General features: G+C 61.6%; 7 protein-coding genes. 3 read left to right on the forward strand and 4 right to left on the reverse strand.

Translation table 11 applies throughout. The features are described 5' to 3' along the window. The first annotated feature begins 484 nt into the window (after positions 1-484). A complete protein-coding gene (locus BLS13_RS05420; RefSeq protein WP_176943442.1) occupies positions 485-2,524 on the forward strand; it encodes an ATP-binding protein in 2,040 nt (679 codons plus the stop codon). Positions 2,525-2,585: 61 nt separating this feature from the next. Beyond that, positions 2,586-2,813, forward strand: a complete 228-nt coding sequence (locus BLS13_RS05425; protein ID WP_093450418.1) for a hypothetical protein — start codon at positions 2,586-2,588, stop codon at positions 2,811-2,813. Between the two features lie 25 nt (positions 2,814-2,838). On the opposite strand, the gene BLS13_RS05430 is transcribed toward BLS13_RS05425, so the two are convergent. From BLS13_RS05430 to BLS13_RS05445, 4 genes are all read right to left on the reverse strand, one after another. Continuing rightward, the gene (locus tag BLS13_RS05430; RefSeq protein ID WP_218123234.1) at positions 2,839-4,899 is read right to left on the reverse strand and encodes a response regulator; all 2,061 of its coding nucleotides are present in this window, start codon (positions 4,897-4,899) and stop codon (positions 2,839-2,841) included. Continuing rightward, positions 4,896-10,520 carry a HAMP domain-containing protein gene (locus tag BLS13_RS05435; protein ID WP_256325718.1) on the reverse strand — a complete coding sequence of 1,875 codons (5,625 nt, stop codon included), beginning with the start codon at positions 10,518-10,520 and terminating at the stop codon, positions 4,896-4,898. The genes BLS13_RS05430 and BLS13_RS05435 overlap by 4 nt, the downstream gene beginning before the upstream one ends. A gap of 257 nt (positions 10,521-10,777) precedes the next feature. Next, the gene (locus BLS13_RS05440; protein ID WP_093450422.1) at positions 10,778-11,431 is read right to left on the reverse strand and encodes an alpha/beta hydrolase; all 654 of its coding nucleotides are present in this window, start codon (positions 11,429-11,431) and stop codon (positions 10,778-10,780) included. 42 nt (positions 11,432-11,473) lie between these two features. After that, positions 11,474-12,331 (reverse strand): alpha/beta fold hydrolase, encoded by an 858-nt coding sequence (locus BLS13_RS05445; protein WP_093450666.1) that lies wholly within the window; start codon positions 12,329-12,331, stop codon positions 11,474-11,476. Positions 12,332-12,462: 131 nt separating this feature from the next. Between BLS13_RS05445 and BLS13_RS05450 the strand changes: the two genes are divergently transcribed. Beyond that, positions 12,463-13,569, forward strand: coding sequence for an NADH:flavin oxidoreductase/NADH oxidase (locus BLS13_RS05450; protein ID WP_093450424.1), 1,107 nt, complete (start codon positions 12,463-12,465; stop codon positions 13,567-13,569). Positions 13,570-13,571: the final 2 nt, after the last annotated feature.

The following is a 13,571-nucleotide window of genomic DNA, read 5'->3' on the forward strand; positions in this document are numbered from 1 at the left end:
TTGCAGCATCGCCCATTCCGACCGATTTTCGCGACAAGCATTGTTATACGATTGTCACATGTTGAAATCCGCCCGCAACCTTTGCCGGCGAACATCGCGATCATGGAGATGTCTCTGTTCGCTACCGCCTGGTCCCTCCCGGGTTCCCTTCCGGCAAAGGCGGGTGCCGCACCCCATTGCGACGGCGACAGCATCTCCAGGCGGGCCGGGGCAGATATGCCATCTGGCTTGATGGCGATGGATCGATCGTGCGGGCCGTCATCTCCCAGACGCACCATGCCGGTCTCCACCTTCGCGCTTCGCCATCGAAGGCTTTCAGTACCCGGCCCGCTCCCCTGTCCGTGCGGCGATGCCATCACGGCTTGCCCGCTTCATCAAGCAGCATGATAATGACGACATGATCCGGCTCATCGATCGGGGTGCATGACCAACCATCATGGTCCCGAAAATACACCTTGAAGCCTGGCGGAACCCGCCTCTCGCGATGCAGATCATCGCGCTGCTGGTTGGCGGGCTGCTCATTGCCCAGTTCGTCATTCTGCTGCTGACCATCCTGCTGCCTCCGGCTCCTCCACCAACCTATGAATTGAGTGATATCGCGCGGGTATTGCGATCCGGCGAGCCCGGAATCGCACAACCCCGCGCGCTTGTGCTGCGTATTCAGCCCGGCCCGCCAGTGCCGCAGGGCGGTGGCTGGTTGCAGTCCGATCGTTCACGCGTCAACCTCGCCCGGTTGATGCGCCGTTCGCCAAACGATGTGCGGCTCTATTTCTACACACCACTGCCGTTCGAAGGCGCAATCCTGATGCCCGAGCCGCCGAAGCCGCGCGTCGCATCAATGTTGATGTTCGACGAGGGCCCGGGCGGCTCCGGCGGCGGCGGCCCGGCCATGCCTGGCGGCGCACCCGGCGGACTGGCGGCGGCCGCCATGCCCGGCACGGGTACCACCGGCCTGCGCGACGGCGGCGCGATCAGCTTTCCAGGCGGCAGTCCGGCCGCACGCCGCCAAGGCGCCGGACGCATCGGCGACGGAACGACGATGTCGCCCGGTGGCGGCCGCTTCAGCCAGTCGGGAGTGATCCTGCCCCCGTCTCGCTATGCCCAGCCCGGCGACACAGCGCCCGCTTTTTCACAGAGCCTGGCGCCCCGCGGCATTGCCAGGTCGCCAGCGCCGATGCCAGTGATCGAGGGTGGACGCCCGGGCGAAGGCCACTTCCCCGCGCCGCGGATCGCCCGGCTGCCCGCCCCCCTACCGCGTTTCGACGATGCACCGCTGCAGAGATTCCCGGGCGACACCTTCCGGCTGCCCGTCGCTGCAGCACCGAAGCCAGAGCCGATACCCGTCCCGGCCAACGATCCGGATGATGCGGACACGCCCACCGCCATCGCATCGCCCCCGCCCATCGCCACCGAACCCGCGAAACCCGTCGCACCGATTACGCAGCTGCCAACGCCTGCCCAGACTCCGACGATCGATCGCGACGGCGTTCCGATCGCGCGCGTGCCGCAAGTCGGATTGTTCGGCCTCGGGACACAGCCCTATATTCAGGGTGATTTCGTGGCTGCGCTGCGGCTCGGTCCGGCGCGCTGGGCCATCGTTCAACCGGCGGCTGAGCCCTTTCCCAACGCATGGCAGCGCCGCGTATTCCTGTGGTTCCTCGTCTCCCTGGCGGTGGTCGTACCGCTGGGGCTGTTCTTCGCTCGCCGGCTCGCCCGGCCGTTGGCCAGTTTTGCCGATGCGGCCGAACAGCTCGGTCTCGATCCGTCCAGTCCCGTCATCACACTCGAGGGGCCGGCCGAAATCGGGCGAGCCGCCGATGCCTTCAACCGCATGCAGGGACGGCTGAAAAGCTTTGTCGCCGATCGTACGGCGATGATGGGTGCGATTTCGCACGATCTGCGCAACCCGCTGACCCGCCTGCGCTTCCGAATCGAAGAAGTGGACGACGCACTGCGCGACGGCATGATCGGCGAAGTGGCCGAGATGGAAACGATGATCGGATCGGTGCTCGATTTCCTGCGCGATGCCGCCGATCCGGGCGAACGCCAACGCATTGATCTGCGATCGCTGGTGGAAACCGCTGTCGACGACGCCGCATTCGTCGGAAAGGATGTCGAGCTTGGCGAGGCAATACGGGCTCCGGTGGCGGTCGATGCGCTTGCGATCAAGCGGACATTGGCCAATCTGATCGACAATGCCGTCAAATATGGTCGACAGGCACGCATATCGCTGACGATTGATGGAGACGATGCGATCGTCGACATTCGCGATCGCGGCCCCGGCCTGTCCGACGACGACATGGAGCGCATCTTCCAGCCATTTTATCGCACCGATGCCTCGCGCGCCTCGGGCAAGGCAGGAATAGGGCTCGGCCTGTCGGTCTGCCGGTCGATCGCCCGCGCACATGGCGGCGATGTCTCGATCCTCCGTTGTGCCGACGGGCTAATTGCCCGCCTGCGCCTGCCACTGATCACAGGGGCAACAACAAAAACCGCCCCACATATCGCGAAATTGCAGGCATGAAATACGCTGGCAAATTGCCGGGCTGATTGGATCGCTACCGACACGGCAAGGACAGACAGCCATGCATAGCGATCCCACACCCCGCTCGATCCTGCGTCCCGCCTTTGCTAGCGCCATTGGCAAGCCGGGCCCATCGCGGCGCGGATGCACCGTCGGCCATCATGCGCCGCTTGCAAGCAGCAAGACCGAAATCGACGACATAACCCACGCGCGATGCCGCTTTTGCGGCTGTCAGTTGATGCGAATGACCGGCGCGCGACGCTGGTTTCGCACCGGCATGATGGGCTGAAGGCGATACGCGCGTCGGCGACGTGTTACTGGATGTCTTCTGCCGGTCGGACAGCCGCAGTGATCGCTTTCACCAGTTGCTCATGGCGAAATGGCTTGCCCAAAAGGATGATATCATCAGGTTTGTTCGCGATCATGCTGGCATCAGCATAGCCCGTCAGCAGGACGACCGGTAAATTGGGGTACAGACGCCGCACCCGATGGATCATGTCCGTCCCCGATATCAATGGCATCGCATAATCGGTCATCAAAAGGTCGATGCCCCGGTCCGTGCTTATCCGCTCCAGCCCCTCGCTCGCACGACTGGCAACAACGACTTCATGACCCATGTCCTCAAGCCAGGCGGCCGTCATCGTCCGCACTTGCGGATGATCGTCCACAAGCAATATCCGAAGTGATCGGGCATGCTCGTTCACCGCCGTTGATCGATCGGGTTGTTCATTCCGAATGAGGCCTGTCGCGCGCGGAATAAAAAGGCAAATACGGCTTCCCTGCCCCAAAATGCTTTCTGCCGTAGCGATTCCCTCACTTTGCTGGGCAAAGCCATAGACCATCGACAAACCCAGCCCGGTGCCTTTGCCAATATCTTTGGTTGTAAAGAATGGCTCGAAAATACGATCGACGATTTCCGGCGCCATTCCCGTGCCGCTGTCGATCACGCTGATCGAAACATAATCGCCCGGCTTGAGTTGCACCCCGTTTCCGCCACCCAACGTCACATTCTCGGTCTCGATCCGTATCGTGCCGCCATTGGGCATCGCATCTCGAGCGTTGATCACGAGGTTCATCAGCGCGAGTTCAAGCTGCCCTTCATCTGCCATCACCAGCCACGCCTGCGGATCAGGATCCCATATCAGATCGACCAACCCGCCAAGCGTATGTTCCATCAGCGCCTTGAGCGACGCGGACAGCCGATCGATCGCAACAGGCGCGGGTGTCAATTGCTGCCGACGGGCAAAGGCTAGCAGCCTGCCAATCAGGTCCGCCCCCTGTTCCGCTGCGTGGCGGGCCATGTCGAGCAACTGCTGCCCCTTTTCATTGAGGCCGCCCCGTCGCTCTATCAACCGCAAGCCGCCGAGAACAGCGGCCAGCAAATTATTGAAATCATGGGCGATACCACCCGTAAGCTTGCCAATAGCATCAAGTCGCAGCGACTGCGTCAACTGCGCTTCGAGCGCTCGCCGCTCGCTGACGTCGAGCAACGATCCCGCGAACTCGGCAGCTCGTCCCTCCGAGTCACGCAGCAGCACCGCCTGTTCCGAAAAATGTTTGTAACGCCCGTCGGCGCAACGCCAACGATATTCGATTGCCATTCCTCCGGCACTGGCGCGATCGGCATAGGCTTGCAGCACGCGATCGCGATCCTCGGGGTGAAGGCGCTCGGCCCAAAGATCGGGCTGCTCCTGCAAAAGTCCGAACGGGAATCCCGTCAATGCCTGGAAGTTCCCGCCCACGAACTGCGGCACGCGCGGCCGCGCATCGATCGGCTCAAGATACAGTATGATGGGCAGCGACTGGACGATCAGCGCCTGACGCTGCTCCAGCTGCCGCAAAGTCTGTTCGGCCGCCAGGCGCTCGCCCTGTATCCGCAGATTTTCGTCAAGCAGTCGTTGTTCCTCGACTGCCTTCTGCTTTATTTCCTGTGTTTTTTCATAGAGATCGACAAAAACGCTTACTTTTGATCGTAAGACGATCGGTTCGACCGGCTTGAACACATAATCGACCGCGCCCATCGCGTACCCGCGCAGCAGATGCGCATCCTCCTTGTTCACGGCTGAGAGGAAAATGATCGGCGTATGTCGGCTGTTCGGGCGTTGGCGGATCAGTTGAGCCGTTTCATATCCGTCCATACCCGGCATGAAGACATCGAGCAGGATGACCGCAAACTCGCTTTTCAGCAATTGCCGCAGCGCTTCTTCTCCCGAGGCGGCGACGAAGATATCCGCTACTTCCTCGATGACCGTGCGAATAGCCAGCAGGTTATGAGGGTCATCATCGACAAGCAGTACACGCGCGCGCCGCGTCATGACAGACGAAGGCGAACGGGACACCCTTGCTGTCTTGCGCGGCGCGATTGCGACCGTCATTGCGCCGCAACGGCCGCCAGGCCCCCCGCCTGTCCGTCCCGCGAGCGGCCTATCCACACCCGCAGCAAGGCCAGCAACAGATCGATATCGACCGGCTTGGCGATATAATCGGACGCACCGGCATCCAGGCATTTCTGGCGATCGCCCTTCATCGCCTTGGCCGTGACGGCGATCAACGGCAGCCCGCTCAATTCCGGGCGCATGCGGATTTCGCGCATCGTTTCATAGCCATCCATTTCGGGCATCATGATATCGATCAGACCGATATCGACCCCGGGCGTCTGCTCGAGAATCAATATCCCGTCGCGGCCTCGCTCCGCGTGGAGTACTTCGACATCATACCCTTCGAGCACGCTGGTGAGGGAGTAGATGTTGCGGATGTCATCGTCGACAATCAGGATCTTCGCACCCGCCAGTTCCGGAACGCTGATAGTCATGGCGCTTTGCCGTCCGTCAATGCGCGATAACTTAATGGCATCGAGCAGCGCCGCATCCAATGCTTCCGGGTTCGCAGCAAAGGCCAGATCATGTGTCTTTTCGAGCGGAAGGGCGAGCTTGTTCAACGACGGACGATCGGGGCCGTAGAGTATCACCGGTGCGTCACCCAGCCGTCGCCCGTCCTTCGCCAGCAACGCGGCCTGACCGGCTGCGCCGCGTCCTGCCAGCAGGACGACCGCATGAACGTCATGGACAAGCTGGTCTTCCACATCGCCAATCGTCGCGAGGCAGGTGACGCGCCGGCCGCTCCCGGCAATCGTGCTTTCGATTGCCTGGCGCTCGAGCCGGCTACCGCCAACCACCAGAAAGTGATGCGCACGGCTCTGCGCATGCCGCGCGAGGCCAGCAAAAACACCAGTCAATTGTTCATGGCTGGCGGGTTTTTCGGTCACGCCGAACGCGCCGAAATCGATCACCGACCGAGCTTCTGCCGCCCCGGTGATGACATGGATCGGCATATGGCGTGTCTGCGGATCATGCTTCAGAAGATCGAGCAGCACCCATCCATCGATGTCCGACAGGCCGAGATCCAGGGTGATCGCATGGGGCTGAAGCTTGCGTGCCATGGCAAGTGTGCCTGCCCCGGCCGTCGAGACAACCCCTTTCAACCCGGCCTCACGCGCGAGATCGAGCAGGATCGACGCGAAGGCGACATCATCCTCGACGATCAACACGAACGGATCCTCGCCCAGGATCTCCCGATCGTCGCTGATTTCAAGCGAGGCGGCGAAGGGCACCACATCAGCACCGCTATTCACGAAGCGCGCCGGCGTCGCCTGCAACGGAACCTCAAGAGCGGGTTGCGACGCAAGGGGCACGTAGAGTGTGAACGTCGAACCCTCGCCCGGTATTGACCGCACCTGCAGTTCACCGCCGAGCAATCGCGCAATTTCGCGGCTGATAGACAGGCCCAGTCCGGTGCCGCCATATTTGCGGCTGGTGGTGCCGTCGGCCTGCTGGAAGGCTTCGAAAATCAGTTTCTGCTTGTCTTCGGGGATGCCGATGCCGGTATCGACGACCGCAATCGCCAGCGCGTGGTCGACGGCCTTGAGTACAGGATGATTTGTGCTCCAGCCGCTGGTCGCGCTGTGCACCCGCAGCGTGACACCCCCGTTTGACGTGAATTTGAACGCGTTCGACAACAGGTTGAGCACGACCTGCTGGAGCCGCTTTTCGTCGGTGCGAATGGCCGACGGCAAATCCTGATCGAAGTCGATGGTAAAGGCCAACCCCTTGTCCGACGCGAGCTGACGGAAGGTGCGCTCCATATGCTTGCGCAACGTCTCCAGCGGCATTTCGCCAATTTCGATCGAGACCGTTCCGGATTCGATCTTTGACAGATCGAGAATATCGTTGATCAGGCTGAGCAGATCGGTGCCGGCTGAGTTGATCGTGCGGGCGAACTCGATCTGCTTTTCGTTGAGATTGCCCTGGGGATTGTCCGCCAGGAGCTTCGACAGAATGAGCAGGGAATTGAGCGGCGTGCGCAGCTCATGGCTCATATTGGCCAGGAATTCGGACTTGTATTTGGAGGTGAGCGCCAGCTGTTCGGCTTTCTCTTCCACGGCGCGGCGGGCATGCTCGATCTCAAGGTTCTTGTTCTCAACCTGCCTCTTCTCATTTTCCAGAAGTTGTGCTTTTTCTTGTAGTTCTTCGTTAGTTGCGTGTAATTCTTCCTGCTTGGTGGTAAGTTCAGTTTGCCGTGCCTGCAGCTCTTGCGTCAGCAATTGCGATTGTTTGAGCAGCCCTTCGGTCCGCATCGTCGCCGCTATCGTGTTGAGCACGATGCCGACCGATTCCATCAACTGATCGAGAAAACTCTGGTGGGTCTCGTTGAACTCGCTGAACGATGCGAGTTCGATCACCGCCTTCACATCATCTTCGAACAAGGCGGGGAGGATATTGACATTTGCCGGTGCGGCATGGCCCAGCCCCGAGCCGATGCGGATGAAGTCGCCTGGAACATTCTGCAGCAGGATGGGGCGCTTGTCAGCGGCCGCCTGCCCTACCAAGCCTTCCCGCAGCTTGAAGCGCTGCTTCAGATTTTCGCGAGCTTCGGCGCCGTAGCTCGCAGCCAGCTCAAGGACGGTCTCACTCTCCTCGCGCGCCGTGACGTAGAAGACGCCATATTGCGCATTCACCAGCGGTGCGAGTTCCGACATGATCAGGTTTGACACAGTCGTCAGATCGCGCTCGCCCTGCAACATGCGCGAAAAACGCGCGAGATTGGTCTTCAACCAATCCTGCTCCGCATTCTTCAAGGTCTGTTCCTTGAGGTTGCGGATCATCTCGTTGATATTGTCCTTGAGCGCGGCCATTTCGCCCGAGGCCTCGACCGCGATCGACCGGGTGAGATCGCCCTTGGTCACAGCGGTTGCCACATCGGCGATCGATCGCACCTGATTGGTCAGGTTGGCGGCGAGCTGGTTCACGTTGTCGGTCAGGTCGCGCCACAGGCCGGCCGCGCCCGGCACCCTCGCCTGCCCGCCCAGCTTGCCTTCGATACCGACCTCGCGCGCCATGTTGGTGACCTGATCGCCGAAGGTCGACAAGGTATCGATCATACCGTTGATCGTGTCGGCGAGCGCCGCGATCTCGCCCTTGGCATCGACCGCTAGCTTGCGCTTGAGATTGCCTTGCGCCACCGCGGTCACCACATCGGCGATGCCGCGCACCTGATTGGTCAGGTTCGTCGCCATCAGGTTGACGTTGTCGGTCAGGTCCTTCCAGGTACCGCCCACGCCGGGCACCTGCGCCTGACCGCCCAACTTGCCCTCCGTGCCGACTTCACGCGCCACACGGGTCACTTCGGAGGCGAAGCCGTTGAGCTGATCGACCATGGTGTTGATCGTGTTTTTCAGCTCGAGGATTTCCCCCTTCACGTCGACGGTGATCTTCTTGGAAAGGTCGCCGCGGGCAACGGCCGTCGTCACGTCCGCAATATTCCGAACCTGACCCGTCAAATTATCGGCCATCAGATTGACGTTGTCGGTCAGGTCCTTCCACGTGCCGGCCACGCCGCGCACCTGCGCCTGCCCGCCGAGTTTGCCTTCGGTACCGACCTCGCGGGCCACGCGGGTCACTTCCGATGCGAACGAGTTGAGCTGGTCCACCATCGTATTGATGGTGTTCTTCAATTCGAGGATTTCGCCCTTCACGTCGACGGTGATCTTCTTGGAAAGATCTCCGAGCGCCACAGCAGTCGTAACCTCGGCAATATTTCGAACCTGCCCGGTGAGATTCGCCGCCATCGCGTTGACGTTATCGGTCAGATCCTTCCATGTGCCGCCGACACCCCGCACTTCGGCCTGACCGCCGAGTTTGCCGTCAGACCCCACCTCACGCGCCACGCGCGTCACTTCAGACGCGAAGGAGTTGAGCTGGTCCACCATCGTGTTGATGGTGTTCTTCAGTTCGAGGATTTCGCCCTGCACATCGACGGTGATCTTCTTGGAAAGATCTCCGAGCGCCACCGCTGTCGTTACCTCAGCAATGTTGCGAACCTGGCCCGTCAGGTTGGTTGCCATCGCGTTCACATTGTCGGTGAGGTCCTTCCAGGTGCCGGCTACACCCTCGACCCGCGCCTGTCCGCCGAGCTTGCCTTCCGAACCCACTTCGCGCGCCACGCGCGTCACTTCGGAGGCGAAACCATTGAGCTGATCAACCATCACGTTGATGGTGTCCTTCAACTCCAGAATTTCGCCCTTCACGTCGACGGTGATCTTCTTGGACAAATCGCCACGCGCCACGGCTGTGGTCACCTCGGCGATATTGCGCACCTGGCCAGTGAGATTCGCCGCCATCAGGTTGACGTTATCGGTCAGATCCTTCCACGTGCCACCAACACCGCGCACCTCGGCCTGACCGCCAAGCTTGCCCTCGGTCCCGACTTCACGTGCCACGCGCGTCACTTCGGATGCGAACGAATTAAGCTGGTCCACCATCGTGTTGATGGTGTTCTTCAACTCCAGAATTTCACCCTTCACGTCGACGGTGATCTTCTTGGAAAGATCTCCCGACGCCACCGCGGTCGTCACCTCGGCAATGTTCCGCACCTGACCAGTGAGATTGTCGGCCATCAGGTTGACGTTATCGGTCAGATCCTTCCATGTTCCGCCAACACCGGGCACCTGCGCCTGCCCGCCCAGCTTTCCCTCGGTGCCGACCTCGCGCGCGACGCGCGTCACTTCGGACGCGAAACCGTTGAGCTGATCGACCATCGTGTTGATGGTGTTCTTCAGCTCCAGAATTTCGCCCTTCACGTCGACGGTAATCTTCTTGGAAAGATCGCCCGATGCCACTGCGGTCGTCACTTCGGCGATATTGCGAACCTGACCGGTTAGGTTGTCCGCCATAAGATTGACGTTGTCGGTCAGATCCTTCCACGTACCACCGACGCCGGGCACCTGTGCCTGTCCGCCAAGCTTGCCTTCCGTGCCGACTTCGCGTGCCACGCGCGTCACTTCCGACGCGAACGAGTTCAGCTGATCGACCATCACGTTGATGGTATTCTTCAGTTCGAGGATCTCGCCCTGCACCTCGACCGTGATCTTCTTGGACAGATCGCCCGAGGCCACTGCGGTCGTCACTTCGGCGATGTTGCGGACCTGACCGGTGAGATTGGTCGCCATCGCGTTGACGTTATCGGTGAGATCCTTCCACGTACCGGCGACACCGACCACGCGCGCCTGACCGCCGAGCTTTCCCTCGGTGCCCACCTCGCGCGCCACGCGCGTCACTTCGGAAGCAAATGAGGCGAGCTGCTCGACCATCGTATTCACGACCTTGCCGATGCGCAGAAATTCGCCGCGCAGCGCCCGTCCGTCGATCTCGACCGCCATCGATTGCGAAAGATCGCCCTTCGCGACCGCGCCGATCACGCGCGCGACCTCCGCGGTAGGCTGCACCATATCCTCGATCAGGTCGTTGACCGATCGTATCGCCAGCTCCCAGCCCCCGGTCGCGCCGCGTACGCGGCCACGCTGGGTGATCTTCCCTTCCTTGCCGACCACCTTGGACAGGCGTTCGAATTCGTGGGTCATTTGTTCGTTGATATCGACGATATCGTTGAAAGCTGATGCGATCTCGCCATCGACGCCACCCAGATCGTCCGGCAAGCGCACCGAGAAGTCCCCGCGCCGAAACCCCCTCAGCGCATTTAGCAATCGACGTCGATCAAGAGAATCCGACTGCCTGGTCTCGATGTTCACACCATCCCCCCAAACCGAAGCGCTTTTCGTCATGAGAACGTAGCAGCGCGTTAGCTTATCCCCCGCCGGAAACGCTCCGATCGCAGCTTGGGTCCATCACGCCGAAATTTTTTTTGGGATGCTCGGTGAAGAATTTGGAAAACGGCAAACGCCGAGAAATTCGGACCTTTTCAGACCTGTCGAACAAGCACGCGCCGGGCAAAGCCACTCGCCAGCGCCAGTCCCGCTGGATCGATACCGTGCCCGAGACCAGGTGATACGTGGCTCTCGACCGCAAAGCCGGCGGCTGTCAGCGCCGTTTTGGCGCTTTGCAAAGCCTGCACCGGTATGACCGGATCCGCATCGCCATGGACGAGCAGCACCGGCGGATGGCTTCGCGCCTCCGCCGCCAGCCGTTCCGGTGCGATCAGCACACCCGAAAAGCCGATGATGCCGGCTACCGCTTTTTCCCGCCGCACGCCGACGTGCAGCGCCATCATCGTGCCCTGGCTGAATCCGACCAGCAGCAGATCGGCCTCATCCAACCCAAATCGCGCCAGTTCAGCATCGATGAACGCGTCGAGCACAGGAGCGGCCGACATCACCCCGGCAAGCCTTTCGGCCATGCTGAACGTCGCCAGCGGCCACCATTGGTAGCCCGCACCGGGGCAGCGCATCGGCGCATTAGGTGCGACGAAAGCCGCATCGGGCAGGATACTCTGAAACGACGGAGCGAGACCGATCAGATCGGCGCCATCCGATCCATAACCATGGAGCAGGATAACAAGCTGCCGGGCGTCCCCGCCAGAGGCGGGCGACAGGCGAGGGCCATCAAGGGTGTTCATAGCATGCCATATCGGATCGCGAGTCCGAATATGCAAATACGATCATCGCGGCGGCAGATGGCGGTGGAGGAAGGCAATCACCCCTTCATTGAAGGCGTCGTTGCGATCACCTGCTACCATGTGCCCGGCACCGGCAACGTCGTAAACCTCGGTCTGCGGTACGAGCCGGCACATTTCGGCGACGCCGGCATCGTCGACGATATCGCTCTTGGCGCCGCGCACCAACAGGGTTGGGAGCGTGACATTATGGCTGACCGCCACCAGCTCGGACGTGAACGACGGCGGCTCCGCGCTCGGCCGGGTCTGCAGCAGGCGGGGATCCCAATGCCAGTATAGCCGTCCATCATCGCGCCGGCGCAGATTCTTCATCAGACCAATGGGATCCTTGGGCCGCGGTCGGTCCGGATTGTATGCGGCGACGGCATCGGCAGCCTCCTCCAACGTCGCAAATCCATGATCATGCGCGGTCATAAACGCCTGGATATGCTTGCTGCCCTCCAGGCTGGGGTGAAGGACAATATCGACCATCACCAGCGCCTGTGCGATCGGGTGATCGCTACTGCCGATCGTATAGAAGCTGGTCATGCCGCCCATCGACGCGCCGACCAACGCCACGGGTCCCTTCACCGATGCCAACACCGCGCGGAGATCCCCCGCCATTGCGCCGGAGCTATAGTTTCCGTCAGGCGACCAGCCACTCTCGCCATGGCCCCGTGCATCATAATTGACGACATGATAGCCGTCCGCCACCAGGCGGCGCATCGCGCCCGCCCAGCTATGCCGCGTCTGGCCACCGCCGTGGAGCAAAATGACGGCGGGAGCATCGGGCGGACCGCCGACATCGCCAACCAGGATCAGGCCATCGGGTGCGATGAATCGCTGCTGGATAAATTCGCTCATGGGCTTTGCCTTCCACGCCGGACGGCAAAAATCAAATCGCATCGGCAATATGCGGGTGCCGGATTGCCCGATCATCGCCACGCTGGCAGAAAGCCGCCGTTCCGCACGACACCGAACCCGAAGGAATTGCGATGAGCACCGGACCGATACTGTTCAGCCCATTCAGGATCGGCGAACTCGAACTGCGCAACCGCATCGTCATCGCGCCGATGTGCCAATATTCGGCCGAGGACGGCTGCCTGACCGACTGGCATCACGTCCATCTGGGACAGCTTGGACTGTCCGGCGCTGCGATGTTGATAATCGAGGCCACCGCAGTGCTTCCCGAAGGGCGGATCAGCTACGCCGATTCGGGCCTCTATTCGGACGCAAATGAGGGCGCCATGGCCCGTGCGATCGAAATCGTACGGCGCTATTCGGATATCAAGATCGGGCTCCAACTTGCCCATGCCGGCCGCAAGGCATCTTGCGGCTTACCGTGGAACGGGGGCGGCCAGATCGCGCCCAATGCCGCCAATGGCTGGCAGACGGTAGCGCCGTCCTCCGTCCCGTTCCTGCCGACCGAAAATCCGCCGATCGCGCTCGATGTCGCCGGCCTTGCCACGATCCGCGACGCCTTTGCCGCCGCCGCGCACCGGGCGGCGCGCATGGGACTGGACCTGATCGAGGTTCATGGCGCGCATGGCTATCTGCTCCACGAATTTCTGTCGCCGCTCTCCAACCACCGCGACGACGATTATGGCGGGAGCCTGGAGAACCGGATGCGCTTTCCGCTGGAGATCTTTGATGCGGTGCGCGCCGCCTTTCCCGCCGATCGGCCGGTCACCATGCGCGTCTCGGGCACTGACTGGGTGCCGGGCGGCTGGGACATCGAACAGACCGTCGCGTTCGCACAGGCCCTCGAGGCGCGCGGTTGCGATGCCGTCCATGTGTCGAGTGGTGGCCTGGCCGCTAATCAGGCGATCCCTATCGGCCCCAATTACCAGGTTCCGCTCGCCCGCGCGGTGAAGCAGGCCACGACCAAGCCCGTGATCGCCGTCGGGCTGATCACCGAATATGAACAGGCCGAAGCGATCGTCGGCACCGGCGATGCCGATCTGATCGCTCTGGCCCGCGCCATGCTCTACAATCCCCGCTGGCCATGGCACGCCGCCGCCCATCTCGGGGCAAGGGTGAAGGCTCCGCCGCAATATTTGCGGTCGCAGCCACGCCAGTATCGCGATTTGCTCGAACGCTAGAG

The sequence above is a fragment of the Sphingomonas sp. YR710 genome (assembly GCF_900101455.1).
Lineage (GTDB): Bacteria > Pseudomonadota > Alphaproteobacteria > Sphingomonadales > Sphingomonadaceae > Rhizorhabdus.

Excerpts from the sequence above, each read along its gene's own strand:
- BLS13_RS05425 (WP_093450418.1), top strand. The coding sequence starts at position 2,586 with ATGCATAGCGATCCCACACCCCGCTCGATCCTGCGTCCCGCCTTTGCT.
- BLS13_RS05420 (WP_176943442.1), top strand. The coding sequence starts at position 485 with ATGCAGATCATCGCGCTGCTGGTTGGCGGGCTGCTCATTGCCCAGTTC.
- BLS13_RS05450 (WP_093450424.1), top strand. The coding sequence starts at position 12,463 with ATGAGCACCGGACCGATACTGTTCAGCCCATTCAGGATCGGCGAACTC.
- BLS13_RS05440 (WP_093450422.1), bottom strand. The coding sequence starts at position 11,431 with ATGAACACCCTTGATGGCCCTCGCCTGTCGCCCGCCTCTGGCGGGGAC.
- BLS13_RS05430 (WP_218123234.1), bottom strand. The coding sequence starts at position 4,899 with ATGACGGTCGCAATCGCGCCGCGCAAGACAGCAAGGGTGTCCCGTTCG.
- BLS13_RS05445 (WP_093450666.1), bottom strand. The coding sequence starts at position 12,331 with ATGAGCGAATTTATCCAGCAGCGATTCATCGCACCCGATGGCCTGATC.